This window comes from Pseudodesulfovibrio hydrargyri (genome assembly GCF_001874525.1).
GTDB lineage: Bacteria > Desulfobacterota > Desulfovibrionia > Desulfovibrionales > Desulfovibrionaceae > Pseudodesulfovibrio > Pseudodesulfovibrio hydrargyri.
The window spans coordinates 676,576-701,943 of the sequence record NZ_LKAQ01000001.1 but is presented as its reverse complement, the minus strand read 5'-3'; the positions used below and the strand labels follow the sequence as shown (position 1 = coordinate 701,943).

At 64.8% G+C, this 25,368-nt stretch carries 24 protein-coding genes and 1 tRNA gene; 18 read left to right on the top strand and 7 right to left on the bottom strand.

What is annotated here, in order from left to right; translation table 11 throughout:
- Positions 1–19: 19 nt before the first annotated feature.
- The 3 genes from BerOc1_RS03280 to BerOc1_RS03270 are packed head-to-tail and all read right to left on the bottom strand — an operon-like array spanning position 20 to position 4,049.
- The gene (locus BerOc1_RS03280) at positions 20–730 is read right to left on the bottom strand and encodes a DUF3298 and DUF4163 domain-containing protein (protein ID WP_071544274.1); all 711 of its coding nucleotides are present in this window, start codon (positions 728–730) and stop codon (positions 20–22) included.
- 9 nt (positions 731–739) lie between these two features.
- The gene (gene hypF / locus BerOc1_RS03275; protein ID WP_071544273.1) at positions 740–3,058 is read right to left on the bottom strand and encodes a carbamoyltransferase HypF; all 2,319 of its coding nucleotides are present in this window, start codon (positions 3,056–3,058) and stop codon (positions 740–742) included.
- 40 nt (positions 3,059–3,098) lie between these two features.
- On the bottom strand, positions 3,099–4,049 hold the full coding sequence (locus BerOc1_RS03270) for a DUF362 domain-containing protein (protein ID WP_242652839.1): 951 nt from the start codon (positions 4,047–4,049) through the stop codon (positions 3,099–3,101).
- Between the two features lie 52 nt (positions 4,050–4,101).
- On the opposite strand from BerOc1_RS03270, the gene BerOc1_RS03265 reads away from it, so the two are divergent.
- The 4 genes from BerOc1_RS03265 (at position 4,102) to BerOc1_RS03255 (ending at position 6,699) form a co-directional block, all read left to right on the top strand.
- Complete coding sequence (locus BerOc1_RS03265; protein ID WP_071544272.1) at positions 4,102–5,598, top strand: ATP-binding cassette domain-containing protein; 1,497 nt, start codon at positions 4,102–4,104, stop codon at positions 5,596–5,598.
- Between the two features lie 246 nt (positions 5,599–5,844).
- A complete protein-coding gene (gene rbp, locus BerOc1_RS03260) occupies positions 5,845–6,111 on the top strand; it encodes an RNA-binding regulator (RefSeq protein WP_071544271.1) in 267 nt (88 codons plus the stop codon).
- 103 nt (positions 6,112–6,214) lie between these two features.
- A complete protein-coding gene (locus BerOc1_RS18985) occupies positions 6,215–6,373 on the top strand; it encodes a hypothetical protein (protein WP_165610769.1) in 159 nt (52 codons plus the stop codon).
- A gap of 95 nt (positions 6,374–6,468) precedes the next feature.
- On the top strand, positions 6,469–6,699 hold the full coding sequence (locus tag BerOc1_RS03255) for a cold-shock protein (protein ID WP_071544509.1): 231 nt from the start codon (positions 6,469–6,471) through the stop codon (positions 6,697–6,699).
- Here the strand turns inward: BerOc1_RS03255 and BerOc1_RS03250 are convergent.
- Both BerOc1_RS03250 and BerOc1_RS03245 read right to left on the bottom strand, forming a co-directional pair.
- Positions 6,696–8,657, bottom strand: a complete 1,962-nt coding sequence (locus tag BerOc1_RS03250) for a molybdopterin biosynthesis protein (RefSeq protein ID WP_071544270.1) — start codon at positions 8,655–8,657, stop codon at positions 6,696–6,698. The two genes, BerOc1_RS03255 and BerOc1_RS03250, sit on opposite strands and share 4 nt — an antisense overlap.
- A gap of 346 nt (positions 8,658–9,003) precedes the next feature.
- On the bottom strand, positions 9,004–10,206 hold the full coding sequence (locus BerOc1_RS03245; RefSeq protein ID WP_071544269.1) for an aminopeptidase: 1,203 nt from the start codon (positions 10,204–10,206) through the stop codon (positions 9,004–9,006).
- 283 nt (positions 10,207–10,489) lie between these two features.
- Here BerOc1_RS03245 and BerOc1_RS03240 point away from each other — a divergent pair, with 283 nt between their 5' ends.
- From BerOc1_RS03240 to BerOc1_RS03220, 5 genes are all read left to right on the top strand, one after another.
- Positions 10,490–10,678, top strand: a complete 189-nt coding sequence (locus BerOc1_RS03240; RefSeq protein WP_066802455.1) for a ferredoxin — start codon at positions 10,490–10,492, stop codon at positions 10,676–10,678.
- A 283-nt stretch (positions 10,679–10,961) separates the two neighbouring features.
- Positions 10,962–11,786 (top strand): YkgJ family cysteine cluster protein, encoded by an 825-nt coding sequence (locus tag BerOc1_RS03235; protein ID WP_071544268.1) that lies wholly within the window; start codon positions 10,962–10,964, stop codon positions 11,784–11,786.
- A complete protein-coding gene (locus BerOc1_RS03230; RefSeq protein WP_071544267.1) occupies positions 11,783–12,148 on the top strand; it encodes a hypothetical protein in 366 nt (121 codons plus the stop codon). Before BerOc1_RS03235 ends, BerOc1_RS03230 begins: the two co-directional genes overlap by 4 nt.
- A 15-nt stretch (positions 12,149–12,163) precedes the next feature.
- The gene (locus BerOc1_RS03225; protein ID WP_071544266.1) at positions 12,164–12,790 is read left to right on the top strand and encodes a tetratricopeptide repeat protein; all 627 of its coding nucleotides are present in this window, start codon (positions 12,164–12,166) and stop codon (positions 12,788–12,790) included.
- An 84-nt stretch (positions 12,791–12,874) separates the two neighbouring features.
- Positions 12,875–13,564: a DVU0298 family protein gene (locus BerOc1_RS03220; RefSeq protein ID WP_071544265.1), complete on the top strand. Its 690-nt coding sequence runs from the start codon at positions 12,875–12,877 to the stop codon at positions 13,562–13,564.
- Positions 13,565–13,676: 112 nt separating this feature from the next.
- Here BerOc1_RS03220 and BerOc1_RS03215 read toward each other — a convergent pair whose 3' ends face one another.
- The gene (locus BerOc1_RS03215; RefSeq protein ID WP_071544264.1) at positions 13,677–14,078 is read right to left on the bottom strand and encodes a VOC family protein; all 402 of its coding nucleotides are present in this window, start codon (positions 14,076–14,078) and stop codon (positions 13,677–13,679) included.
- A gap of 197 nt (positions 14,079–14,275) precedes the next feature.
- Between BerOc1_RS03215 and BerOc1_RS03210 the strand changes: the two genes are divergently transcribed.
- The 9 genes from BerOc1_RS03210 (at position 14,276) to BerOc1_RS03170 (ending at position 23,953) form a co-directional block, all read left to right on the top strand.
- Positions 14,276–14,350: transfer RNA gene (locus BerOc1_RS03210), tRNA-Val, on the top strand.
- A gap of 218 nt (positions 14,351–14,568) precedes the next feature.
- Entirely contained in the window at positions 14,569–16,506 is a 1,938-nt protein-coding gene (thrS, locus tag BerOc1_RS03205) for a threonine--tRNA ligase (protein ID WP_071544263.1), read from the top strand.
- A 1-nt stretch (position 16,507) separates the two neighbouring features.
- Positions 16,508–17,038 carry a translation initiation factor IF-3 gene (infC, locus tag BerOc1_RS03200; RefSeq protein ID WP_071544262.1) on the top strand — a complete coding sequence of 177 codons (531 nt, stop codon included), beginning with the start codon at positions 16,508–16,510 and terminating at the stop codon, positions 17,036–17,038.
- Between the two features lie 42 nt (positions 17,039–17,080).
- A complete protein-coding gene (gene rpmI / locus BerOc1_RS03195; RefSeq protein WP_071544261.1) occupies positions 17,081–17,278 on the top strand; it encodes a 50S ribosomal protein L35 in 198 nt (65 codons plus the stop codon).
- Between the two features lie 179 nt (positions 17,279–17,457).
- On the top strand, positions 17,458–17,811 hold the full coding sequence (gene rplT / locus BerOc1_RS03190) for a 50S ribosomal protein L20 (protein ID WP_014321735.1): 354 nt from the start codon (positions 17,458–17,460) through the stop codon (positions 17,809–17,811).
- 3 nt (positions 17,812–17,814) lie between these two features.
- The gene (gene pheS, locus BerOc1_RS03185; protein ID WP_071544260.1) at positions 17,815–18,867 is read left to right on the top strand and encodes a phenylalanine--tRNA ligase subunit alpha; all 1,053 of its coding nucleotides are present in this window, start codon (positions 17,815–17,817) and stop codon (positions 18,865–18,867) included.
- 232 nt (positions 18,868–19,099) lie between these two features.
- The gene (gene pheT, locus BerOc1_RS03180; RefSeq protein WP_071544259.1) at positions 19,100–21,502 is read left to right on the top strand and encodes a phenylalanine--tRNA ligase subunit beta; all 2,403 of its coding nucleotides are present in this window, start codon (positions 19,100–19,102) and stop codon (positions 21,500–21,502) included.
- Positions 21,503–21,845: 343 nt separating this feature from the next.
- Positions 21,846–22,154: a MerR family transcriptional regulator gene (locus BerOc1_RS03175; RefSeq protein WP_071544258.1), complete on the top strand. Its 309-nt coding sequence runs from the start codon at positions 21,846–21,848 to the stop codon at positions 22,152–22,154.
- 26 nt (positions 22,155–22,180) lie between these two features.
- Positions 22,181–23,953, top strand: a complete 1,773-nt coding sequence (locus BerOc1_RS03170; protein WP_071544257.1) for an AsmA family protein — start codon at positions 22,181–22,183, stop codon at positions 23,951–23,953.
- Here the strand turns inward: BerOc1_RS03170 and BerOc1_RS03165 are convergent.
- Positions 23,950–25,368 carry a FliI/YscN family ATPase gene (locus BerOc1_RS03165; RefSeq protein ID WP_071544256.1) on the bottom strand — a complete coding sequence of 473 codons (1,419 nt, stop codon included), beginning with the start codon at positions 25,366–25,368 and terminating at the stop codon, positions 23,950–23,952. The two genes, BerOc1_RS03170 and BerOc1_RS03165, sit on opposite strands and share 4 nt — an antisense overlap.

Genomic DNA, 25,368 nt, shown 5'->3' with positions numbered 1-25,368 from the left:
GGTCGCGGCGCATCGGCCGTCAGTCCCCCCTCGCCGTGGACGCGATACCCGGGGCCATGAGCCCGCCCAGGCGGTCGTAGGGGATGGTCACCACCTGTTCGCCCGCCGCGTAGGGGGCCACCTGGTAGGGACCGAAAAAGAAGGCCACGCCCTCGCGGGTCAGGACGAAGCGGCTGAAGTTGTCGGCAGTGGGCGTGAGGCCCGCGTCGAGCATGTCCGGCACGAGCATGCCGCCCAGCGACCCGGACAGGACCTCGCGGCACAGGCCGGACACTTTGGCCAGGGCCGCCTCGCGGTCCGGGAACAGGCGGTCCAGGGTGATCTCGCCGCCGTCCTCCATGTCGAAGACCCAGGTCATGGGCCAGTTGTTGGGATGGGCCCCGCCGGTGTAGGCCATGACGTGCAGCTTGACCGAGATGTAGCGGCCGCCGGGCGTGGCCCAGACCGCGTACCGGGTGATCAGTTCATAGGGATGGGGAAAGCGGTGCAGGTCGTGGTCCGGGTCGGTCTTCTTGAACTCGTGGACGGTCCCGGACACGTAGTCGCGCACGGCCCGGGTGGGCTCGGCCCGGCAGAGGACCGGGTATTCGGCGTCCACCTTGAATCCGGGCGTCCGTTCCCCGATGGTCACCGCGCCCAGGACCGGCGGGGAGCAGAGCGGGGCGGCCCAGAGCGTTGACGGGCCGAGCAACAGGAAAAGGATGGTCGGCAGCGTCAGTCTCCGGGGCATGGTCCCTCCCTATGGTTCGTTGAGCAGCTTGCGCAGTCCCCACGCCGCCTGGCCCAGGGAAATGCACCCGTCGTTGGGCGGCAGCTGGGTATGGACCAAGGATAGCAGACCCGCGCCCTGGAGGGCCAGGGGCAATTCGCGGGCCAGGGTCAGGTTCTGCATGACCCCGCCGGACAAGGCCACGTGGTGGATGTCCAGGAGCATGGAGAAGGAGAAGGCCATCTCGGTCAGCCCGTTGATCAGTCCCAGGTGGAAGCGCCGGGCGATTTTGCCCACGGAAACGCCGTTCTCCAGGTCGTCCAGGGCGGCCGCCACCAGGGACAACGTGTCCAGGGCGACCGGGTCGTCGGACCTGAGCGGGCAGGGGTACGCCCCGGCCTCGTCCATGTCCTGGGCCTTTTCCAGGAGAATGGCCGCCTGCCCCTCGTAGGAGATGGCGCTGGTCAGGCCGCACAGGGCGGCCACCGCGTCGAATAGCCTGCCGCAACTCGACGTCAGCGGCGCGTTCAGTCCCTTTTCGAGCATCTGCGGCACAAAGCGGCTCTCGGCCTCGAAATCCTTCAGCCACGGCCAGGCGTACGCACCCGGCTCCTTCACGCCGATCTCCCACAGGGCGGCCTGGGCGATGCGCCACGGCTCCCTGACCGCGGCCTCGCCGCCGGGCAGCCGGAAGCGCGCGAAATGGGCCAGCCGCTGGTGGTCGAGGGGGTGCGGGTCCACCAGCAGGCACTCGCCGCCCCAGATGGTCCCGTCCTCGCCGTAGCCCGTGCCGTCCAGGGCCAGGCCGATGACCGGCCCGTCGAATTTGTTCTCGGCCAGGACCGCGTGGATGTGGGCGTAGTGGTGCTGCAGCGCGGCCACAGGCACGCCCCGTTCCCGGCCCAGTTCCTCGGCCAGGGAGGTTGTCATGTAGTCCGGGTGCAGGTCGCGGACGATGAGCCTGGGTTCGACCTGCAGAATGTCTTCGAGATGGGCGCGGATCTCGTTGTGGAACGTAAGCGTCTCCAGGTTGGACATGTTGCCGATGTGCTGGCTGGTGAAGGCCTGGTCCCCCTTGGTCAGGGTCAGGGTGCATTTGAGCTCGGGCCCCACGCCGAGCACGGTCTCCCCCTTGACCGGCAGGAAGACCGGGGAGGGCACGAAGCCGCGCGCCCGGCGCATGAAGATCGGCTCGTCCGAGTCCGGGTTGACCCGGACCACCGAGTCGTCCGTGCGGATGAGAATGTCCCGGTTGTGGAACAGAAAGATGTCCGCGATGTCGGTCAGCCGCTCCAGGGCCTCGTCGTTGTCCAGGCAGATGGGCTCGGAGCTCATGTTGCCCGAGGTCATGACCAGGGCGGCCTCGGAACCCATGAGCTCGGCGTAGTCGTGAAGCAGGATGTGGTGCAGCGGGGTGTAGGGCAGCATCAATCCGACGAAATCCGTGTCCGGAGCCACGCTTGCGGCCAGCGGGAACGGGCGCTTCTTGGCCGTCAGGACGATGGGCCTGCGGATGCCGGTCAGCCACTCTTCCTCGGCCGGGGAGACGCAGGCCAGCCGCCGGGCCGTGTCCATGTCCGCGACCATCACGGCCAGGGGTTTGTCCGGGCGGTGCTTGCGGCGGCGCAGTTCGTCCACGGTCGCGGTTGATCCCGCGTCGCAGACCAGGTGGAAACCGCCCAGCCCCTTGACCGCCGCGATTTTGCCCGCCGCCAGTTCGATGGCCAGCCTGCGCAGGGATTCGTCGCCCTGGGCCACGACCATGCCGCCGCTGTCGGTCAGCCAGGCCCTCGGGCCGCAGCGCGGGCAGGCGTTGGGCTGGGCATGGAAGCGCCGGTCCAGCGGGTCGGCGTATTCGGCCCCGCACTCCGGGCACAGGGCGAACTTGGCCATGGAGGTCTGGGGCCGGTCGTAGGGGATGGACCGCGTGATGGTGTAGCGCGGGCCACAGTTGGTGCAGTTGGTGAACGGGTAGCGGTAGCGCCGGTTGTCCGGATCGCGCATGTCGTTCAGGCAGTCCCGGCAGGTGGCCACGTCCGGGCTGATGAGCACGGAGTGGCCCGCGCTCTTGGTGGATTCGAGGATGATGAAGCCGTCCTCGGACTTCACCGCGTCCATCTCCTCGGAGTCCAGGGTGACGATGCGGGCCAGGGGCGGCAGCTTGCCGGTCAGGTCCTCGGCGAACCCGCTCACCTGCCCGGCGTCGCCCTGCACCTCGATGAGCACCCCGTCCGAGGAGTTGTTCACCGAACCGGTGACGCCGTGGTCAAGGGCGATGCGGTAGACAAAGGGCCGAAACCCCACTCCCTGCACTTGGCCGGTGATGGTGAAACGCTGCCGAATGGTCATGGTTGTGCATACCGTCCAAGACTATTTTACGCAAGGGGAATCAGTTTTTTGCAAGATGTTTCAACAGGCTGCGTACCCGTCCACGGATAAGTCGCATGGGCGCGAAGGACAGTTCGCGGGCCTCGGAAAGCATGAACCCGTCGGTGTCGAACCCTTCGGGCGATTCCAGGGGGTAGACCAGCCGGGCAGGGTCCGCGCCGTCCATGCCTCGGGTACGGGCCTCCTCCCACAGGGGAACCTGCTCCGGAGAGAGTCCAAGCAGGGAGCAGGCCATGGTGTCCAGGGCCACGCCGTTTCTCGACGCGGCCAGCATGCCCAGGGGGAACGGCTCGCCCTTGATGGGGCCGTCCCTGTGCATGGGCTCGACCGCGTCCATGAGGTGCATGGTCCTGGGCAGGGCGCGGTACACGTCCATGACCATGGACCGGAAGATCGCGTGGCTGTGCCCCAGCCGGTGGTGGGCGAACGCCTTGCGAAACCCGACCACGCAGCCGAACAGGTTCTTGACCGCGCCGGACACGGTCATCTGGCAGTGGACCTTGAGCTTGGGCAGATTGAGGATGCGGTCGGCCTCGAGGGCGTCGCGGGACAGTCCGATGGTCCCGCCCAGGGTCAGGGGCAGGGGCGCGGGACGGCCCAGGCTTCTTGCCTCGAGGCCGAGGTCCGCCAGGGCCGCCTCCAGTCCCGAGGCGCGGGCCACGTGGGACGCGGGGCCGAAGGCCGGGGAGTCGGCCACGGTGACCTTGGCGCCGTGGTCCAGAAGCCAGGCACAGGCCGCCCGGACCACCTGCGGGTGGGTCGTGCAGCGGGCCGCATTGCTCCCGTTGACCAGGTTCGGCTTGACCAGCACCCGGTCGCCGGGAGCGGGGTGGAATTCGATGGCGTCCAGGAGCAGGGCCACGGCCTGGCCGAGGGGTTTTGTCCGGTATTCCGGGACCCGGAGTATGGCGACGGTTTCGGGCATGGGGGCGAGCATAGGCCCGGTGCGCATGGTTGACAAGTCGGGGCTTGCCAGCCGGGCCGGGAAAGGAGACAATAGCCAAATGAATCCACTTGTTTCCCTGAAAGACGTGTCCGTGACCCGCAACGGCAGGCGGCTGCTCGGGCCCGTGACCTGGCGACTCGAGCGCGGCCGTCACACCGCCGTGACCGGGCGCAACGGCTCGGGCAAGACCACCCTGCTCAAGCTGCTGCGCGGCGAGATCACCCCGGACATCGGCGGCGAACGCGTCTACGACTTTGGCGAAGGAACGCAGCGGACCGTGCTCGGCCTGCGCCAGCGCATCGGCCTGGTCTCGGCGGACATGCAGGACTTCTACTTCCTGCACACCCCCCGGGTGAAGGGCCGCGACGTGGTCCTGGCCGGGTTCTACGACACCCCCATCCTCTACGACCGGGCCGAGCCCGGCGAGGAGGCCGCGGCCGACGCGGTCATCGACCGGCTCGGCATCCGCGAGCTGGCCGAGAGCGAGCTGCGCACGCTTTCCACCGGCCAGGTGCGCAAGCTCCTGGTGGCCCGCGCCCTGGCCCCGGAGCCGGACATCCTGCTCCTGGACGAAGCCCTGGACGGGCTGGACGCGGCTTCCCGGGCCGAGGTGGTCAGGCTGCTCGATCTGGCCGGGGAACGGACCACCCTGGTCTGCGCCGCCCACCGGACCGGTGATCTGCCCGACTGCGTGCGCCACGCCCTGGCCCTGGACCACGGCGGGGTCCTGGCCGAAGGGGAGCGCGCACAGGCCGAGCGCGTCCTGTGCGAGGCCGCCCCGGACACGCTCGCCTGCGACCTGCCGCCCGTGCCCGAACCCGAGAATTTCGAATACCTGTTGCGCATGACCGACGTGTCCGTGGTGGCCGACGGCAAGCGCATCCTCGACAAGATCGACTGGCAGGTCCTGCCCGGCGAGAACTGGCTCGTGCTCGGCGAGAACGGGGCGGGCAAGTCCACGCTGCTCAAGTTGATCCTGAGCCACGTCGCCCCCTATGCCGACGGCGAACGGGGCACGGGCACGGTGGAGCGGTTCGGCGGCATGACCATGGACGAGGCCAGGCCGCTCATCGGCGTGGTCTCGCCGGACCTCCAGGCCGGGTATGCCCGCGAACTGGGCTGGGAGGTGACCGCCGAGGAGACGGTCATGTCCGGGTTCAGAGGCTCGGTGGGCATGCTCGACGAGCCCACCAGCCGGGAGCGGCTCGGGGCCGAACAGTGGCTGGACATCGTCGGCCTGCACGGGCTGGGGGCGCGGCGGCTGCGGCACATGTCCTACGGCCAGCAGCGGAGGGTCTTCCTGGCCCGGGCCATGGCCCCGGGGCCGAGGCTGCTCCTCCTGGACGAACCGCTGTCCGGCCTGGATCCGGCCTCCAGGGGGCTGACCATCGGCCTCATCCAGCGGCTGGCAGAGGCCGGAATCCCGCTGATAATGGTCTCCCATTACGCCGAGGACCGGGTGCCCGCGATCAACCGGATCATGGTCATGGCGGGCGGTAAACAGCGCTTTTGCGGCGACCGGAGCGGGTTTGAGGCGGACATGTCCAGGGGGTGAAAATGGAACCCCGCTATTTAATTCCGTTTAAATTTTAAAAAACCCCTTGACTTATTCTGTTTTTTGGAGAACTGTGCCCACTAGTGTGTCAGCGGGACCCTTCGGGGACGGTCTCATTTCCGGCCGACGCTGATTGGGGAAAGGAAACAGGTATATCGAGAAGCAGTGTGCGCATCGTGTACGCTGCTTCTCTTATTATTTCATCGATGCGAAAGCATCAAATCGCATTCACCAGGAGTGAATATTATGTCCAAGAATATCTATGTCGGCAATCTGCCCTGGTCCGCCACCGAAGACGAAGTCCGCGCCGCTTTCGAAGCTCACGGCCAGGTTTCCTCCGTCAAACTGATCGAAGACCGTGAGACCGGCCGCCCGCGCGGTTTCGGTTTCGTGGAAATGGACGACGATTCCGCCGCTCTGGACGCCATCGAGGCGCTGGACGGCAAGGATTTCGGCGGCCGTAACCTGAAGGTCAACGAAGCCAAACCCCGTGCGGAGCGCCCCCGCTGGTAGTCCGTACCCGCCATTAATGGCATCTGTGCCCGTCTCTCTCAAGGGAGGGACGGGCTTTTTATTCTCCGGCGTCCGGCCGGTCATCCAATAACCGGGAGTTGTTTTGGCCAAACCGAATTACAAGTTCGCAAAGCGGCAGAAAGAGTTGGCGAAGAAAAAGAAGAAAGAGGAAAAACTCAAGCGCAAGGAACTGAAGAAGCAGGACGGCTTTGATCCGGGCGACGACGCGGAAGCGGACGGCGACGACGGCGAGGCGTCCTGATTTCATTGTCGGGCCGGGGCGGTCGGCGCATTGCCAAGACCCCGGCCAACGGGTAGTATCGGGCAAATTCCATGCGCGAGCATGCGGAGGAAGCCATGCGACACAAGGGTGAAGTGACCTGGTTCAACGAACAGAAGGGGTTCGGGTTCATCGCCGGCGAGGACGGTCGCGACGTCTTCGTCCACTACACCGAGATCGTCCGAGACGGGTTCCAGACCCTGGAGCCCGGCGAAAAGGTCACCTTCGGTCTGGCCGACGAGGAGACCGGCCCCAAGGCCGTCGAGGTCCGCCCGGCCAAAGAGGCCAAGTCCGCCTCCCTGATCTAGTCCTGTCCCAACCCCATGCCCGGCTCCATGACGCGGCCGGTCAGATCCGTCTCGTATCCGCCCTGGGCCTTGATCCTGGTCTGGACGGGCTTTTGGGCGATGACCGCCAGCAGGGTCCCGATGCGCGGGTCGTCCATGTGTTTCTCCGGAATGACCAGGTCGTAGCGCTCGTGGGCCAGGGGCACGAAGTCCAGGCCGAGCGCCTTGGCCGCCGCGTAGATGCCCAGCCCGCAGGAGGCCGCGCCGGTGAGCACGTTCACGGCCACGGCCATGTGGGTGAATTCCTCGTTCTCGTACCCGGCCACGTCGCGCGGGTCGATGCCCGCCCTTTTCAGATGGTGGTCGAGCAGGATGCGCGTCCCGGCCCCGCGCTGGCGGTTGATGAAGGTCACGTCCCTGCGGGTCAGGTCCTCCACGCCCCGGATGGACTCGGGGTTGCCCTTGGCCACGATGAGCCCCTGGTGGCGGATGGCCAGGTTGACCACGGTCACCGGGAGGCCGCTCAAATACCTCTTGATGAACGGAAAGTTGAAGTCCCCGGTGTCGGGGTCGAACAGGTGCGCGCCCGCGAACAGGGCCGAGCCCGCCTTGAGCGCGGTCAGGCCGCCCATGGACCCGGCGTGGCTCGAGACCAGGCGCAGGGGATCGGACAGCCCCATCAGTTCGTTGGCCAGGAGGTCCAGGGTGTTGTCGTGGCTGCCCACGTGGACCAGCACCCGGTCCAGGTCGGCCTTGTGGACCAGCAGCTCGGCACGGACCGTCTCGCCCTGTTCCACGCCTTCCACGTCTTCGGGAATGTAGGTCACGGCCTGGGCCTTGGTCATGGTCGAGATCATGCCCGCGCCCCGGGCCAGAGGCGCGCCCACGATCTGCTCGCCGATGCGCCCGGCGGCCAGCCGGATGGCCTCGCGCATGCCCGGCCTGGACGGCGTCTTGCGGGCCAGGACGATGTCCGCCTCTGCCCGCTCGGGCGCGGATTTGCCCATGAGCCAGTGGACCACGGGCGCGAGGATCTTCTCGTGGCAGACGATGGCCGACACCGGATAGCCCGGCGCGCCCACCAGGAGCCTGCCCGGATACCCGCTGCGCTCGTCGGTCACGGCCAGCAGGCTCGGCTTGCCCGGCATGACCGAGATGCCGTGGACCAGGACCGTGCCGATGGATTTGAAGACCTTCTTGGAAAAGTCCTTGCTCCCGGCGCTCGATCCGGCGCCGACCACGACCATGTGGCACCCTTTGCGCAGCCCGTCCAGGACCGCCTCGCGCAGGGCGTCCTCGTCGTCCGGCACCGGGGGAGACCACTGGGCGTCGATGCCCCAGCCCTTGGCGTAGGCCAGGAAGACCTGGGAGTTGGATTCGATGACCTGCCCGGCTCTGGGCTCGGGCCTGTCCAGGAAATTCAGTACCTCGTCGCCCGTGGGCAGGAAGATGGTCCGGACCCGGTCGCGGACCTCCACCTCGTAGATGCCCGCCGAGATGAGCGCGCCGATGTCCGACGGCGTCAGCTCCCGATTCTGGGGGATGAGCAGTTCCGTGGCCACGATGTCCTCGCCGATGCGGCGCACGTGCTGCCACGGAAAGGCGGGCCCGTCGATGAGCACGGTGGATTTGTCCTTCTGGACCACGTCCTCGATCATGACCACCGCGTTCTTGCCGTCGGGCAGGGGATTGCCGGTGTTGACGAACAAAAATCCCTCGCCGTGCTCCAGGGCCACGGGCGCGTCCTCGCGGGCCGCGAAGGTGGATTCGGCCACCACGGCCACGCCGTCCATGGCCGCCGCGTGAAAGGTGGGCGAGGAATACCTGGCGTAGATGGGCCCGGCCGTGACCCGGCCCGCGGCTTCGTGCGTGGGCACCCGCTCGGTGCCGAGCAGGGCGTCGCGGTTCAGATTGGCCTTGGCCAGGGCCACCGCCTCTTCGGGCGGCACGGTCTTCAGATAGATATTGCGTTCGCTCATGGTGGGAATGCCTCCGGCGGCCAGAGGGGAAACTTAATCGCTGCTGCCGCCATCTCTAGAGTTCGAAGACTCACTAAGAGCTGGCGCTGAAAAAGTTTCCCCTCTGGACTCACCTTCAAAACTTTTTATCGCGCTTCGCGACGGACTCAAACATATGTAGATGTATCGTTCCGGCGGGAAAAAAGGCAAACCCTTTCCTGATTTTCCGTTCCGGCACGGCCTATCCCGCGAAGCGGCACAAGAAGTTTAGGAAGGGAGAGGGGATGGGGGGTTCGGGGGAAGGGGAGAGGGAAAGCCCTTTTCAAAGGGTTTCCCTCTCCCTTCCCCCGGCCGCCGGAGGCGTTTCTTATTCGTACTGGAATTCGCCGTCGGTGTAGATGACGAGTTCCTCACCGCCCTTGAGGGTGGCGGTGACGGTTTTCTGCTGGGTATTGACCAGGTCCCAGTGCAGGGCGGAGTCGTTGAAGCCGAGCTCTCTTTTCAGCCCTTCGTCCAGAGTGGACTGGTCGCCGGAGAAGGTGTCGGCGTAGGACGCGCCCACGGCCACGTGGCAGTTGCCCTGGGGCCCGCCGAAGTTTTCGTCGAACAGGGTGTTGGCCATGAAGGCGTTGATTTTGGAGAAGCGGCGGTCGGTCAGGGAGAACTCGCCCAGCCTGTTGGCGCCGTCGTCCAGGGTCAGCTGCTTGGCCACGAAATCGCCGCCGGTCTTGGCCTCGGTCTTGACGGCCACGCCCTTCTCAAAGGTCAGGCGCACGCCCTCCACGAAGTTGCCGGAGCGGAAGGAGGGCTGGTCGGCGTAGTACACGCCCTCGGTGCCGCGCCAGTCCGGGGAGAGGAATATCTCGAAGGACGGGATGTTGTGGCCGGACACGCCGAGCCAGCGGCGCTGCTCGCCCGGGACCACGATGAGGTCCGTGTCCTTGGACTGGATGCGCAGGTGCTCGATGGTCAGGTTGTTCAGCCACGCCTTGACCTTCTCGGCTTCCTTGAAGATGTCGTTCCAGCGCTCGGGCGGGTTGTCGTCGTCCAGGTAGCAGGCCTTGACCACCTGGGCCTTGAAGTCGGCCATGGACAGCTTGGCCGCCTCGGCCAGGGCCGGGGTGGGGTAGATGCACAGGGTCCAGCCGAAGTCCCCGGACTGCTCGCGCTTCTCCATGATGTCGCGCATGAACTTGCGGGCCACGGCGGCCTGGCCTATGCGTTTGGAGTCGATATCCTGCAGGTGGGTCAGGGAGGCCGGAGCGATGAGCGAGATGAGCCCGTTCAGGCCGCCGATGAACTCGCGGTCGCCGGACGGGATGGCGGTCAGCTGGGCCTCGCTTCCCTTGCCGTAGAAGGAGAGCTCCATGTTGGAGGACAGGTTCTGGCGCGGGATCGGGTTGATGCCCTTTTCCATGAGCAGGTCGAACATGGCCTCGGCCAGTGGCAGGGCGTCGGGGTCGAAGCGCAGGAGCACGAAGTCGCCGGGCTCGTACGGTTTGGTGCGTGCGGTGGACAGCCCCCACCACAGGGTTTCGGCATATTTTTTCAATTCGTCGTTGGTGAACATATGCGTACCTCGTTTGGTTGGTCTCGTGATTTCAGGCCATAAGGTTAAACGACTCCGGGCCGCACCACAAGTCGCCATCGCGGATCACGATTTTGTAGGACTTTGGAAAAGCGCTTTCATGGCTTGACACAGGGCGGGCTTGAATATATCAGCAAGTTCGTGCCCGGTCCCGCGTGACCGGAATCGTACTTTGAAATGTCGTGTCCCGACCCGGTCGCAAGCGAACGGGCAGCGCGAGAAACAGCCCCGAAGGGGGCATCCCAATTATCTTCTGGAGGGAAAAATGGGCTACACTATCACTATCGACACCGACAAGTGCACCGGCGACGGCGAATGCGTGGATGTTTGCCCCGTTGAAGTTTACGAACTTCAGGACGGCAAAGCCGTTGCGGTCAACGAAGACGAATGTCTCGGTTGTGAATCCTGCGTCGAAGTCTGTGAAAACGACGCCATCACTGTCGAAGAGAACTAGTCTTTCGATCTGATATGGCTACGGGAGCGGCGGATATCCGCCGCTCCCGTTCCATTTTTGGGGCCGCCGGACGATGGGCGCGCTGCGGGTCGCGGCCACGGGGAAACGTTCCGGGCCGCCTTTTTTTCGCCGAAGCCGTCGTTCGAAGGCCTCGATTTCCCAGGGTAAGCCCCTTCCATATTTTGCGGCGGCGCGGTTGACGGCGCCGAATCACGACTTAATTGGTCCCAAGCGAAACACCATCCATGCCGGCGTTTTCGCCGGACCGGCCCAGGAGCAGACAATGGCCCTTGATTTTACGGAGTATTTCAAAAAATACGAAGCCATCGTGGCCGAGGTCGACGCGGTCTTCAAGAAGTTCGAGACCGAGATGCCGGACCTGGTCAAGTGCGGCAAGGGGTGCAGCGACTGCTGCTACGCCCTGTTCGACGTGACCCTGGTCGAGGGCATGTACATCAACGCCAAGTTCAACGAGAAATTTTCCGGCCTGGAGCGTTCGGCCATCCTGGACCGCGCCGACAAGGCCGACCGCGAGATCCACAAGCTCAAGCGCAAGGTCTACAAGGCGAGCCAGGAAGGCCGCCCTGTCAACGACATCCTGCTCGAGGTGGCCAAAGCCCGGGTGCGCTGTCCCATGCTCGGCGACGACGACCTGTGCTCCATCTACGAAAACCGGCCCATCACCTGCCGGTTGTACGGCGTGCCCACCTCCATCGGGGGCGAGGCCCACACCTGCAACAAGGCGGGCTTCAAGGGCGGGGAGAAGTATCCCACGGTGAACATGGACATGGTCCTGGACCGGCTGCTGGCCATCGGCAAGGAGCTTCAGTCCGGCATCGGCTCCCGGTTCCGGGAGTTGGGCGAGATGCTTCTGCCCGTGTCCATGGCCATCGTCACCGATTATGACGAGACCTACCTCGGCGTGGGCGAGAAGACCGCGCTCAAGGAAAAGAGCCCCGAGGAAGAGGAGCGGCCCAGGGAGATCGTCGCCCCGGCGGCGGCCAAGGAGCCCGCCAAGTCCTCGGCCTGCGCCTCCTGCACCGAATCCAAGTCCGCCTGCTCGTCCTGCGGCGAGTCCATTGTCCTGGGCGGAAGGAATAGGCCATGACCAAGACGGTGAACTACGAGGAGATGCCGGACCACGAGGTCGAGGCCCGAAAGCGGTTCATGTACGAAAAGATGTCGCCCCGGCGGCGCAAGTTCGTGGACCGCCTGGGCTACGAGAACTGGGACCCGTTCCAGGCCCCGTTCGACCCCATCGACATCCGCGTGGAGAAGACCGGCCTGACCCAGACCCAGCTGACCCAGCTGTTCATCCGGGAGTCGGGCAAGCATTTGAACCAGGAGTACATCGATCAGATCAACGAGTTCAACGTGATGCTGGTCATGAACTTCGAGAAGATCCGCCCGGTCTACGATTTCTGCCTCTGGTACGCGGAGCACTGCAAGAAACACGGCGTCCAGCCATAAAGCAAGGATAACCCAATGGAACAATTCGACAATATTGAAGATTACATTGCCGATCTCAAGTCCAAACTGCGCGACAACCCGACCTGCGGCAACACCCATTACAATCTGGGTGTGGCCTATCTTTCCCGCCGCGATTTCATGGAGGCCGAACGCGAGTTTCTGGACGCCGTGGCCCATTCCCCGCGCATGGCCGAGGCCTACGTGCAGCTGGGCGGCATCGCCCTGCAGCGCGGCGACCTGGACTCCTGCCTGAGCTACAACGTCCAGGCCACCCAGCAGCGCCCGTTCTTCGCCGTGCCCTGGGGCAACATCGGTTTCGTCTACATGCAGCAGGGCGACAACGACAAGGCCCACAAGTCCCTGAAAAAGGCCCTGAAGCTCGACCCCGAGTTCGCCCAGGCCCAGGCGACCATGTCCAGCGTGCTTATCGCCATGGGCGACTTTGAGGAGGCGGACAAGGTGCTCAGGAACCTGCTCGAAAAGCAGGCCCACTTCGGCCCGGGCTGGAACAACAAGGCGATCATCGAGGCCGAACGCGGCAACTGGTCCGAGGCCGCCGTGTGCATCCAAAAGGCCGAGGAATCCGGCTTCGAGGTGCCCGCCGAATTCAAGCAGGAAGTGGAGGCGCAGGCCGGGGCGTAAACGCTCCTGTTGCCCGACCCGCGAAGATGATTATATTAAGGGGGCTGTCCTGTGACGGCTCCCTTTTTTTATCGGAGGAGTGCCATGTCCCGATTCCGCAGCGTCAAGAAGACCGTTCGAGATATCCTGGCCGACGATGATTGGCAGGCCCGGCTGGCCGAGCTGGACGGGTTTCGCCCCGCCGACCTGGTCCCCCCGCTGCTCAACCTGCGTCTGGATCGGCTGGAAACCGTGCGCTGGCGCTCGGCCACGGCGTTCGGCCTGACCGCCGCCCGCATGGCCGAGGCGTCCATGGAAAAGGCGCGGGTGATCATGCGCACCTTGATGTGGTACATGAACGAGGAGTCCGGCAACCTCGGCTGGGGCATCCCGCTGTTCATGGCCGAGGCCATGGTCAACAGCGGACGCATTGCCGAAGAATTCCACAAGATACTGGTTTCCTACATATTCTGCGACGAGGAGTGCGACGGCAATTTTCTGGACCACCCAGAGCTCAGGCGCGACGTCTACTGGGGGCTGGTCCGCCTGGCCGAGTACCGGCCCGAGCTGGTGGCCCACGGCGAGCGGTTCCTGATGGTCGGCCTGGACGACCCCGACGCCTACAACCGGGCCTACGCCGCCCGCGTGCTCGGCCTGATAAAGGCCGAAGGGGCCCGGACCCGGCTCGAGGCCCTCAAGGACGACCCGGCCGGAATCCGCACCTTCCACCACCGCGAGATCCTCGACACCACGGTGGGCGAGCTGGTGCGGGCGGCCCTGGATGACCTGGGCTAGTTCCCGTCGTCTGAAAAGATGAAGCCGCCCTAAGGGGCGGCTTTTTTTGGGGATGTTGCACGGGCAGGGGTGAGCGGGGTTCCCGTGCACATCGGGCGCTTCCCGCACCCGATTACAGATAGTATTGCTTGAACTCCTCGCTCGGCTCGATGTCCACGTAGACGTACAGGGCCACGCCGTAGGGATCCAGCGTGCAGAAGCCCCGGTCGCCCCAGGGGTGGTCCTCCAGGGGCATGACCATGGGCAGGCCCGCTTTCACGGCCTTGCCGTGGGCCGCGTCGACCTTGGCCGCGTTCTCCAGCTTGATGTTGTAGGTCAGGCCGCCCTGGTAGAGCTGATGGTCCGGGGACCGCGGCTGCATGAAGTGCAGGGTGGGGCCGTCCTCGCCGAACTGGAGGCCGATATACCAGCCGCAGTCGAAGATCAGACGGCCGTTCAGATGGGTGGTGTAGAAGGCTCGGGCCTTGTCCAGGTCCTCCACGACGATGGTTGCGGATATGTCGATGGGATTCATGGTTCTCTCCTTGGTGTTGGTGCTCCGTAACCTGTACGGTAAAACGGGTGGTTGCGCCATCCAGAAGGACGAAAACGGCACGGGGACGGCGTCTACGGCGGGGTGGCGGAAACGGGATGCGGAAAAATGAAAAAATCCGCACAACGTGCTTGACAACCAACCGGCCTCCATATAGTTTCCACTCCGCTTCGACGAGAAGGCGCGTAGCTCAGGGGGAGAGCATTTGCTTGACGTGCAAAGGGTCGTGGGTTCAAATCCCTCCGCGCCTACCAGAACATCCCCGGAAGGGAGGCCTAGTGGCCTCCCTTCCATTTTTTGGTTGAAGCGAAAACGCCGGTCCGGCCCGTCTGCCCATTGACGGCCCCGGGTTCCGTTCCTACCTTCTCCGGAGTAGAACGCGAACCGCTCCGGCGGATCGGAACAGATGTCACACGGCGGGCCCATGGCGCGCCCAAAGAATCCGGCCACGGCCGGGCAAGGGAGAGATGAAGTGTTGGTTGAAATCTCCGGTAAACAGGTTGAAGCGGCCGACGGCGCATCCTGCGCCGACGTCCTCCAGGAAGAGCTGTCCAAGAAACAGTTCAAGAACGTCGTGGCCGTCAAGTGCGGCGACGCGATCGTGGACCTGAGCACTCCCGTTACCGAGACCTGCACTACCATCGAGCCCGTCTTCGCCGACAGCGAGGAAGGGCTCGGCGTCATCCGCCACTCCGCTGCCCACGTCATGGCCGAGGCCGTCAAGAAGCTGTTCCCCTCCGCCAAGGTGACCATCGGCCCGTCCATCACCGACGGCTTCTACTACGATTTCGATTACGAGCGCCCGTTCACGCCCGAGGACCTGGAGGCCATCGAAAAAGAGATGCTCTCCTCGGTGGGCGCGAACAAGGAGTTCACGCGCACGGTCATGTCCAAGGCCGAGGCCAAGAAGCTCTTCGAGTCCATGGGCGAGACCTACAAGTCCGAGATCATGGACGACCTGGGCGGCGACGAATTTTCCATCTACACCCACGGCGACTTCGCCGACCTGTGCCGCGGCCCGCACGTGGCCCGCACCGGCCAGATCAAGGCCTTCAAGCTGCTCTCCGTGGCCGGGGCCTACTGGCGTGGCGACGAGAAGAACAAGCAGCTGCAGCGCATCTACGGCACCGCCTGGCAGGACCCCAAGGCGTTGAAGAAGCACCTGGCCCGCCTGGAAGAGGCCAAGAAGCGCGACCACCGCAAGCTCGGCAAGCAGCTCGACCTGTTCTCGTTCAGCGAGGAAGTCGGCCCGGGCATGTCCCTGTGGCACCCGCGCGGCATGCTCCTGCGCGCCATCCTCGAGGACTTCGAGCGCAAGGAACACCTCAAGCGCGGCTACCAGCTGGTCCAGGGCCCGATCATTCTCAAGCGCGAGCTGTGGGAGAAGTCCGGCCACTATGACAACTACCGCGAGAACATGTACTTCACGGAGATCGACGAGCAGGCCTACGGCATCAAACCCATGAACTGCCTGGCGCACATGATCATCTATAAACGGAAGATCATGAGCTACCGCGATCTGCCCCAGCGCTATTTCGAGCTGGGCGTGGTCCACCGCCACGAGAAGTCCGGCGTGCTCCACGGGCTCATGCGCGTGCGCACCTTCACCCAGGACGACGCGCACCTGATCTGCCGCCCGGATCAGGTGGAGGAGGAGATCCTCAACCTGATCAAGTTCTACCAGGACATCTACGCGCTGTTCGACTACGAGTTCGACGTGGAACTGTCCACCCGGCCGGAGAAGTCCATCGGTTCGGACGCCGACTGGGAGCTGGCCACCGAGGGCTTGCGCCAGGCCCTCGACAAATCGGGCATGCCGTACGCCATCAACGAAGGCGACGGCGCGTTCTACGGCCCGAAGATCGATTTCCACCTGCGCGATTCCATCGGCAGAAGCTGGCAATGCGGCACAATTCAAGTGGATTTCACCTTGCCAGAGCGCTTTGACATAGTATATGTGGGCGAGGACGGTGAGAGGCACCGGCCCGTGATGATCCATCGCGCCATGCTCGGCTCCATCGAACGCTTCATCGGCGTCTTGACGGAGCACTGTGCCGGCGCGTATCCTGTCTGGCTGGCGCCCGTGCAGGCGCGGTTGCTGAACGTGACCGACGCGCAAGCGGATTTCGTAAAGAAAGCCGAGGCGTTCCTCGTCTCCAAGGGGATCCGCGTCGAAGCGGACACCCGCAACGAGAAGCTCGGCTACAAGATACGGGAGGCTCAGGTTGAGAAGATCCCGTACATGTTGGTAATCGGTGACAAAGAGGTTGAGGCCGGATGCGTCAATATCCGTTCGCGAGACGGAGAAGACCCCGGGATGGTGACACTGGAGGAAGCCGCGCAGTTGATTTTGGATGCTGCAAAGGCGCCCTTCAAAGCAGGAGGAATGAGCTATAGCTTTTCGGGGTAACATGCGCCGCGACCAGAAGAGGGAAGACCTGGTCCGGCGGAACGAAAGAATCCGCATCCCCAAGGTGCGGGTCGTGGACGATGACGGTGAGCAGCTCGGTGTGATGGCAACCCGCGACGCGCTTGATCGCGCCCGGGAAAAGGGTCTCGATCTTGTGGAGGTCGCGCCCAACGCCGACCCGCCCGTCTGCAAGATCATGGATTACGGCAAATTCAAGTACCAGCAGCAGAAGAAGCTGCAGGAAGCGAAGAAGAAGCAGACCGTAATCAAGATCAAGGAAGTCAAATTCCGGCCCAAGACCGACGAGCACGATTACCAGACCAAGCTCAAACAAATTGTAAAGTTCCTGGAAGGCGGCGACCGTTGCAAGGTGACCATCTTCTTCCGGGGACGCGAGATCGTCCACAAGGACCGCGGGCTGGCCATGCTCGAACGGGTCGTGGTGGACACCCAGGATTTAGCCAAAGTCGAGAGCAAGCCCATGTCGGAAGGACGGACCATGACGATGATGCTCGCTCCGGTGAAAAAATAGAGACGTGAGAAGGGACCTCTGGTCCCATTCTAGGAGGATACTATGCCCAAGATCAAAACCCGCCGTGCAGCCGCCAAGCGGTTCTCCAAGACCGCGACCGGCAAGTTCAAGCGCCGCCGCAAGAATCTCAGGCACATTCTGACCAAGAAGAATGCCAAGAGAAAGCGCCGCCTCGGTCAGTCCGCTACCGTGGACACCGCGAACATGAAGGCTGTCCGTCGTCAGTTGCCCAACGGCTAGCAGTCCGCCTGATACGGCCATCCGGCGGCGTCACAAGAGAGGAGGGGAACGGCCCCGACTCGCACGTACGCCGGTTGCGCCCAGACGAGATGCCCGTTGATCCCTTAACCCTATAAAGCAATCCACCTCGTCGGGGGAGTCCGTCCGGCCCGGGAGGTAAAAGCGATGGAGGTTTTACCATGAGAGTAAAGCGTGGAGTTGCCGCCAAGCGGCGTCACAACAAATATCTGAAAATGGCCAAGGGCTATCGCGGAGCGGGTTCCCGCCTGTACCGCACCGCCCGTGAGCGCGTCGAAAAGGCCCTGTGCCATGCCTACAAGGACCGTAAGCGCAAGAAGCGCGAGTTCCGCAAGCTGTGGATCATGCGCATCAACGCCGCCGCCCGCATCAACGGCATGTCCTACAGCCGTTTGATGGATGGCCTGAAGAAGGCCGGCATCGAGCTGAACCGCAAGGTTCTGGCCGATATGGCAGTGCGCGACCCGCAGGTGTTCGCCAAGATCGCCGAGGCAGCCAAGGCCAAAGTGAGCTAAATCGTGAGTAGTGAATTGAAGTCCTTCCTGGAAGGACTCGACAGCCTGGCCCAGGATTGCGCATCGCGCAAGGGCCAGGCTTGTTCGTTAAAGGAACTGGAGGAACTCCGCATCGAGTTCCTGGGCCGGAAGGGCAAGCTCGCCCAGATCATGGGCAGGCTCGGCAAGCTCGACAATTCCGACAAGCCCGAGGCCGGCAAGAAGGCCAACGAGGTCAAGCAGGCCATCACGGCCACGCTTGACGCGTGGGAGGCCGAGCTGAACGCCGCCGAGGCGGGCCAGGCCATGTCGCGCTTCGATCCCTCCATGCCGGGCCGCAAGCCGTGGGCCGGTTCCCTGCATCCCGTGACCCTGGTCATGGACGAGATCGCCTCGGTCCTGGTCGGGCTCGGCTTCGAGCACGCCGCCGGGCCCGAGGTGGAGAACGACTGGCACAACTTCGAGGCCCTGAACATGCCGCCGGACCACCCGGCCCGCGACATGCAGGACACGCTGTACGTGTCGGAGAAGATCGTCCTGCGCACCCACACCTCGGGCATGCAGATTCGTTCCATGCTCAAGCGCCAGCCGCCGGTGGCGGTCATCGCCCCGGGCAAGGTCTATCGCCGCGACTCGGATCTGACCCACACCCCCATGTTCCATCAGATCGAGGGGCTGCTGGTCGATAAAAACGTGTCCATGGGCGATCTGCGCGGCACCCTGACCGTGTTCGTGCGCAAGGTCTTCGGTCCCAAGACCAACGTCCGTTTCCGTCCGAGCTTCTTCCCGTTCACCGAACCCAGCGCCGAGGTCGACATCTCCTGCGCCGTGTGCGGCGGCAAGGGCGAGATGCACGGAAAGACCTGCCGTGTCTGCAAGGGCACCGGCTGGGTGGAGATCCTGGGCTGCGGCATGGTCGATCCCAACGTATTCAGGTCGGTGGGCTACGACCCCGAGGTCTACACGGGCTTCGCCTTCGGGCTCGGCGTCGAGCGCATGGCCATGCTCAAGTACGGCATCGACGATCTGCGCATGTTCTTCGAGAACGACGTCCGTTTCCTGGAACAGTTCGCCTAGATTTTGTGGCGGCACGGGAGGGCGTCAGCCTTCCCGCGTGCCCCTTTTGACATACTGAACTCGACAGGGTTCACCTCTTACGAAGACAACTTTTCCTCCCCCTCCGAACGCGCGCACTGCGCATCCAAAAAAGTTTAGGAGGGGAGATGGGGATGGGGGTCCGGGGAAGGGAAGAGGGAAGCCTTTTCAAAGGGTTCCCCTCTTCCCCTTCCCCCGGCCGCCGGAGGCACTCATGTTAGTTAGCTTGAATTGGTTGCGTGAATTCGTCCCCTACGAGGGGGATATCCAGGTCCTGGGGGACAAGTTGACCATGCTCGGCCTTGAGCTGGACGGCATCACCGATCCCTTCGAGGCCGTGCAGGACATCGTGGTCGGCTTTGTGGCCGAGCGCGAGCCTCATCCCGAGTCCGACCACCTGTCGGTCTGCACCGTGGATGTGGGCGGCCCGGAGACCCTGACCATCGTGTGCGGCGCGCCCAACGTGGCCAAGGGCCAGAAGGTGCCCGTGGCCATGGTCGGCACGACCATGCCCGACGGCATGAAGATCAAGAAGGCCAAGCTCCGGGGCGTCAAGTCCATGGGCATGATCTGCTCCGAGCGCGAACTGGGCTTTTCCGAGGATCACGAGGGCATCTGGGTGCTCGACGACTCGCTTACGGTCGGCGACAAGCTGGTGGACGCCCTGAACCTGGAGCGGGTGGTCTTCGACTTCGACATCACCCCCAACCGCGCCGACTGTCTTTCCATCCTCGGTTTCGCGCGCGAGACCGCGCTGGCCTTCGACCTGCCCCTGACCATGCCTCAGCTGAACCTGGTCGAGGGCGGCGGCAATGCCGCGGACGAGATCAAGATTCTGATCGACGACCCCGAGTACTGCCCGCTTTTCAACGGACGCGTCATCAAGGGCGTGGAGACCCGCAAGGCTCCGGACTGGATGCGCTTCAAGCTGCTCGCCCTGGGCCAGCGTCCCATCTCCAATATCGTGGACGTGACCAACTACATCATGTTCGAACTGGGCCAGCCCATGCACTCATACGATCTCGACCGGGTCGAGGACTCCACGCTGCGCGTGGCCCTGGCCGAAGAGGGCATGAAGTTCACCACCCTGGACGACGTGGAGCGCACGCTCACGGCCAACGACCTGCTCATCCGCGACGGCAAGCGGGCTGTGGGCCTGGCCGGCGTCATGGGCGGTTCCAATACCGAGATGCACGCCGGGTCCACCAACGTCCTGCTGGAGGCCGCCGTGTTTCGTCCCGGCACCATCCGCAAGACCGCCCGCCGCCTGGCCCTGCCTTCCGAGGCGTCCTACCGCTTCGAGCGCGGTGTGGACCAGCAGCTCAACCGGTTCTGCATCGACCGCGCGGCCCAGCTCATGGCCGAGACCTCGGGCGGCACCGTGCTTACGGGCGTGGTCTCCAACGAGCCCCGGCCCTGGCAGGACCGCACCCACGGCTACCGCCACAAACGGTGCATGTCCCTGCTCGGCCTGGACCTGGAACCGGCCTTCGCCAAGAAGGTCTTCGAGCTTGAAGGGTGCACCGTGGACGATGCCGATCCGGACAACTGGACCGTGAATTCCCCGTCCCACCGGTTGGACCTTGAGCGCGAGGTGGACCTGTACGAGGAAGTGGGCCGCGTCTACGGCCTGGACCGCATCCCGGCGGTGCTTCCCAAGGTGGCCAAGTCCCTGGAGGGCGTGGCCGGGACCCCGGTGTACGATTTCATCAGGCGGGTCAAGCTGTGGGGACGCGGCGTGGGCCTGAACGAGGCGATCAACTACAGCTTCACCGGCTCCGACGACCTCGACCGCCTTTCCCTGCCCGAAGAGGGCCGCGTGTTCATCGCCAACCCGTTGTCCGAGGAACAGAACGTCATGCGCACCGAACTCGCCCCCGGCCTGCTGGGCGCGCTCAAGAACAACCTGTCCAAGGGCAACAACCACATCCGCCTGTTCGAGGTGGCCAAGCAGTTCGTCTTTGACGAGACCTCCGAGACCGAGACCCGCGAGCAGACCCGGCTGGGCATGCTGCTCTATGGTCCGCGCCACGCCGAGGAATGGCCCTGGGCACACGGCGACGTGGACTACCTGGACATCAAGGGCCACGTGGAGCACCTGCTGGCCGACACCCTCAAGCTCGAAGCCCCGGTCTTCACCATGGCCGAGGGCGAGCACCCCTACCTCACGCCCTGCGTGCGGGTGGCCGTGTCCGGCGAACCCGTGGGCGTCATCGGCCGGGTGCGCGAGGAAATGGCCGACTACTACCACGCCCGCAAGGACGTCTGGCTGGCCGACTTCAACCTGGACGGCCTGCGCGACATGGTCGATGCGCACAAAATCAACTTCCAGTCGCTGCCGGTCTTCCCGCCCAGCCGCCGCGACGTAACCGTCATCGGCCCCGTGACCCTGCATGCCGACGCCATCCGCGAGACCATCCTGTCCGCGGGCGTGGACATCCTGGAGTCCGTGGAGCTCGTGGCCGAGTTCGTGCCCGAAGGCCAGGAGGAGGAACGCAACCTGTCCTTCCGCCTGACCTACCGCTCGCCGACCAAGACCCTCAAGGACAAGCAGATCGACAAGGAACACAAGAACATCCTGGACGCCCTGGAAAAGAACCTGCCCATCCGGTTCTAGCCGCCCGAACAAGAACGCCAAGGCCCCGCTCCGAAAGGAACGGGGCCTTTTTTGTGCTGTACGGATGCCTCCGGCGGCCGGGGCGCTGCCCCGGACCCCGCTCAAGAACCTTTTGAAAAAGGTTCTTGAGAATCTCCAAAACTTTTTATGTGCCTTCGGCAAGGCCGTGCGTGCACGGAAGTGTGAGTGAATGAGGATAGTTCCAAGCTCGCACCATCCGCGAAGCGGCAATAAAAAGTTTGGGAGGGTGAGAGGGGGTTGGGGGGCGGCCAGGGGGGAAGGGGGAGGCATCTTCCTCCCAAACATAGTTGAAGGCGGCGGGGGTATTTGGTAGACGTAGGGGATGGAAGATTTGCAGGAATTCAAGCGGTACAAGATCGGGCAGGCGGCCAAGGCCATCGGGGTCAAGACCTACGTGCTCCGGTTTTGGGAGGGCGAGTTCGACGAGATCGACCCGATCCGCACGGAGAGCGGCCAGCGGCTGTACACCGAGGAGCACCTGGAAATCATTCGCGAGATCAAGCGGCTCCTGTATGACGAGGGGCTGACCATCGACGGAGCCAAGAAGAAACTGCGCAGCCGCGAGCACAGCGACATTTTGTGCGAAGTGCGCGACGAACTGCTGGCCATCCGCAACCTCCTGAAAAAATAGCGGGATATTCCGCAAAGGGGCGGACCATGGGCAGCCTCCTGAAATTCGGGCTGATCGGCCTTGGTGTCTGCCTTGTCCTGTGTGCGGTCGCGGCCGTGGTCTTCATGGCCGTGTTCGATCCCAACGACTACAAGGACCGCATCAGCCGGGCCGTGCTCAAGGAGACGGGCAGGGCCCTGACCTTTGACGGCGACATCGGGGTGACGTTTTTCCCGAGCCCGGGCGTGCGGCTGGGAGGGCTCTCCCTGAGCAACGCGGATGGGTTCGGGGCCGGGCCCATGGTTTCAGTGCGTTCGGCCCGGGTGACCGTGCGCCTCCTGCCCCTGCTCACGGGCAAGGTCCGGTTCGGGGAACTGGAACTGGACGGGCCGGTCCTGAATTTGGGCCGCGACGCGCAGGGCCGGGCCAACTGGGACGACCTGGTGGGGCGCGAACCGGGGAAGGGCGGAAAGGGGGATCGCGGCCGGTCCTTCGACCTGGTGGACCTGGCGGGCGTGTCCGTGACCGGCGGCGAACTGACCTGGGACGACCGCGGGACGGACGTCCGGTTCGCCCTGAACGGCCTGGAAGTGACAGCGGGCGCGGTCGGCAAGGACGGGCTGTTTCCGGTCAAATTGTCCGCTCGTTTCGACTGCGGGCATCCCGACATCAAGACACGGATTGAGGCGGACGGCACGGCCCGGGTGGATTTCAAGCCCGGCCGACTGGTCATAGAGGATATGGAGTTGTCCGTGGACGGGACCCGCATTGTCGGCCGGGTGACGGTGGAGCGGAGCGGCGAATGGCCCCGGATCACGGCCCAGGTGGACGTGGGCGACCTGGATCTGGACCGCTATCTGCCATCCGGGCATGGGGCTGCCGGGGCCGGCCTGTCTGATGCCACGATCCTGCCCGGGAGAGTCCTCCGGCGGCTCGATTTCGGCCTGGACGCCAAGGTCGCCAGACTCAAGCTCGGCGGGGCGCTTTTCAGCAACGTGGCCGTGGCGGCAAGCGGTGTTGACGGATTGGTGACGGTCGATCCCTTCTTTGCCGAGGCCTACGGCGGGACCATCAGGCTGACCGGCACGGTGGACGCCCGCAGCGGCGTGCCCGTGACCCGGACCCGCACCGTGGTGGCCCACCTGGACGTGGCCGGTCTGGCCCGGGATGTGACCGGCAAGGACGAGTACGCGGGTGTGGCTGACTACGATTCCTCCCTGAGCGCGCGGGGTCAGCGCGTGCGCGATATCTTGGGCACCCTGGGCGGCGATTTTTCCTTCAAGTTGTCGGACGGGGTGTTTCCCGGCGTGGATTTGATCGGCCTGGCCCGGTCCACCCATTCGGCCCGGGACAGGCAGGGCACGGTGGAGGGGGAGACCGGCTCCACCCGGTTCGGCTCCATCTCGGGCACCGGGACCGTCCTGGACGGCGTGGTCCGCAACAGAGACCTGGAGGTCAAGGCCCCGGGGCTGCGCGCCGACGGGCACGGCGCGGTCTCCCTGGTCACCCGCCGGATCGACTACATGGTCCGGGCCAAGCTGGTGCCCACGAGCGAGGGGCAGGGCGGCAAGTCGTCCGAAAACCTCATCGGGGTCATGGTCCCCATCCACGTGACCGGAACCATCGACAGGCCGCGCTACTGGGTCTCGATCCAGGAGTACGTCAAGGCGCTGGGCGGCGTGGTGGTCGACACCGTGGGCACGGTGCTCGGCGGGGTGAAGAGCGTGGTCAGGGGCGTGGGCTCGGCCCTGGACAATTCGTCCGGCGGGGACGAGGAGTCCGGCAAGTCCGGGCGCAAGAAGTTTCTCGGAATATTCTAGCGGGCCTTCACCTTGATGTTGGCCGGGGACGTCCCGTTCGGGCGGGCCACCTTTTTGAGCTGCTGCCGCGACTTGGCCGCCGGGGCGGCGGGCTTTCTGGGGGCTGTCGGGGCGGCGTCCTCGCCCACCAGTTCGTGCATGGCCGCGAACGCGCCGTCCAGGGGCTCCTGCTCCTCCACCAGCTGGCGCAGGAATCGGTTGATGGGCCCGACCATGGCGATGGCCTTGTCCACCTCGGCGTTGGCCCCCTTCTGGTACGCCCCGATGTTGACCATGTCCTCCACGCGCTTGAAGGTGGCCATGTGCCGCAGCAGGGCGCGGCCGTCCGCCTGGGCCTGTTTGGTGGTGATGTCGCTGCGCAGACGGCTGATGGACTTGAGCACGTCGATGGCCGGATAGTGGCCCATGTCGGCCAGGTCGCGGGTCAGGACGATGTGCCCGTCCAGGATGGAGCGGGTGGAGTCCGCGATGGGTTCGGTGAAGTCGTCGCCGTCCACCAGGACCGTGTAGATGCCGGTGATGGACCCCTCGCGGTTCTTGCCCGCGCGCTCGAGGAGCTGGGGCAGGTGGGCGAAGACCGACGGGGTGTAGCCGCCGCGCGTGGGCGGTTCGCCGGCGGCCAGGCCGACCTCGCGGCCCGCCATGGCGAAGCGGGTGACCGAGTCCATCATCAGCAGCACGTCCTTGCCCTGGTCCCGGAAATATTCGGCGATGGCCGTGGCCGCGTAGGCCGCGCGCATGCGGATGAGCGGGCTTTTGTCCGACGTGGCCACCACCAGGACGGACCGGGCCATGCCTTCGGGGCCGAGGTCGCGCTCCATGAATTCGACCACCTCTCTACCGCGCTCGCCGACCAGGGCGATGACGTTGATGTCCGCCTTGGTATAGCGGGCCATCATGCCCAGAGTGGTCGACTTGCCCACGCCGGAACCGGCCATGATGCCCACGCGCTGGCCCTTGCCCAGCGTCAAAAGGGCGTTGACCGAGCGGATGCCGACGTCCAGGGGCTCGTTGATGCGCGGGCGCTCCAGCGGGTTGGGCGGCTCGCGGTGCAGGGGGGCGTAGGTTTCGGCGTGAATGGCGCCCTTGCCGTCCAGGGGGTCGCCGAAGGCGTCCACGGCCCGGCCGAGCAGGGCGGAGCCCACCGGGACGTGCGGCGGGGTGGCCGCGTTCTGGATGAGCGAGCCCGGTCCGATGCCGCGCATGTCCGAATAGGGCATGAACAGGCAGGCTCCGTCGCGGAAGCCGACCACCTCGGCCGGGATGGGGTCGTGCCCCGTGGGCAGGAGATAGCAGACCGAGCCGAGCGGGGCCTTGATGCCGTGGCCCTCGGCGATCAGGCCGACCACCTTGGTGACCTTGCCGAAGGTCTGGCAGGGATCGAGCTCTTCCAGCAGTCCGAGCCGCGAGTCCAT

Excerpts from the sequence above, each read along its gene's own strand:
- rplT (WP_014321735.1), top strand. The coding sequence starts at position 17,458 with ATGAGAGTAAAGCGTGGAGTTGCCGCCAAGCGGCGTCACAACAAATAT.
- BerOc1_RS03170 (WP_071544257.1), top strand. The coding sequence starts at position 22,181 with ATGGGCAGCCTCCTGAAATTCGGGCTGATCGGCCTTGGTGTCTGCCTT.
- BerOc1_RS03250 (WP_071544270.1), bottom strand. The coding sequence starts at position 8,657 with ATGAGCGAACGCAATATCTATCTGAAGACCGTGCCGCCCGAAGAGGCG.
- hypF (WP_071544273.1), bottom strand. The coding sequence starts at position 3,058 with ATGACCATTCGGCAGCGTTTCACCATCACCGGCCAAGTGCAGGGAGTG.
- rpmI (WP_071544261.1), top strand. The coding sequence starts at position 17,081 with ATGCCCAAGATCAAAACCCGCCGTGCAGCCGCCAAGCGGTTCTCCAAG.
- BerOc1_RS03245 (WP_071544269.1), bottom strand. The coding sequence starts at position 10,206 with ATGTTCACCAACGACGAATTGAAAAAATATGCCGAAACCCTGTGGTGG.
- BerOc1_RS03265 (WP_071544272.1), top strand. The coding sequence starts at position 4,102 with ATGAATCCACTTGTTTCCCTGAAAGACGTGTCCGTGACCCGCAACGGC.
- pheT (WP_071544259.1), top strand. The coding sequence starts at position 19,100 with ATGTTAGTTAGCTTGAATTGGTTGCGTGAATTCGTCCCCTACGAGGGG.
- BerOc1_RS03230 (WP_071544267.1), top strand. The coding sequence starts at position 11,783 with ATGACCAAGACGGTGAACTACGAGGAGATGCCGGACCACGAGGTCGAG.
- BerOc1_RS03215 (WP_071544264.1), bottom strand. The coding sequence starts at position 14,078 with ATGAATCCCATCGACATATCCGCAACCATCGTCGTGGAGGACCTGGAC.
- BerOc1_RS03235 (WP_071544268.1), top strand. The coding sequence starts at position 10,962 with ATGGCCCTTGATTTTACGGAGTATTTCAAAAAATACGAAGCCATCGTG.
- BerOc1_RS03175 (WP_071544258.1), top strand. The coding sequence starts at position 21,846 with ATGGAAGATTTGCAGGAATTCAAGCGGTACAAGATCGGGCAGGCGGCC.
- infC (WP_071544262.1), top strand. The coding sequence starts at position 16,508 with ATGCGCCGCGACCAGAAGAGGGAAGACCTGGTCCGGCGGAACGAAAGA.
- BerOc1_RS03255 (WP_071544509.1), top strand. The coding sequence starts at position 6,469 with ATGCGACACAAGGGTGAAGTGACCTGGTTCAACGAACAGAAGGGGTTC.
- BerOc1_RS03165 (WP_071544256.1), bottom strand. The coding sequence starts at position 25,368 with ATGGACTCGCGGCTCGGACTGCTGGAAGAGCTCGATCCCTGCCAGACC.
- rbp (WP_071544271.1), top strand. The coding sequence starts at position 5,845 with ATGTCCAAGAATATCTATGTCGGCAATCTGCCCTGGTCCGCCACCGAA.
- BerOc1_RS03270 (WP_242652839.1), bottom strand. The coding sequence starts at position 4,049 with ATGCGCACCGGGCCTATGCTCGCCCCCATGCCCGAAACCGTCGCCATA.
- BerOc1_RS03220 (WP_071544265.1), top strand. The coding sequence starts at position 12,875 with ATGTCCCGATTCCGCAGCGTCAAGAAGACCGTTCGAGATATCCTGGCC.
- BerOc1_RS03225 (WP_071544266.1), top strand. The coding sequence starts at position 12,164 with ATGGAACAATTCGACAATATTGAAGATTACATTGCCGATCTCAAGTCC.
- BerOc1_RS03280 (WP_071544274.1), bottom strand. The coding sequence starts at position 730 with ATGCCCCGGAGACTGACGCTGCCGACCATCCTTTTCCTGTTGCTCGGC.
- BerOc1_RS03240 (WP_066802455.1), top strand. The coding sequence starts at position 10,490 with ATGGGCTACACTATCACTATCGACACCGACAAGTGCACCGGCGACGGC.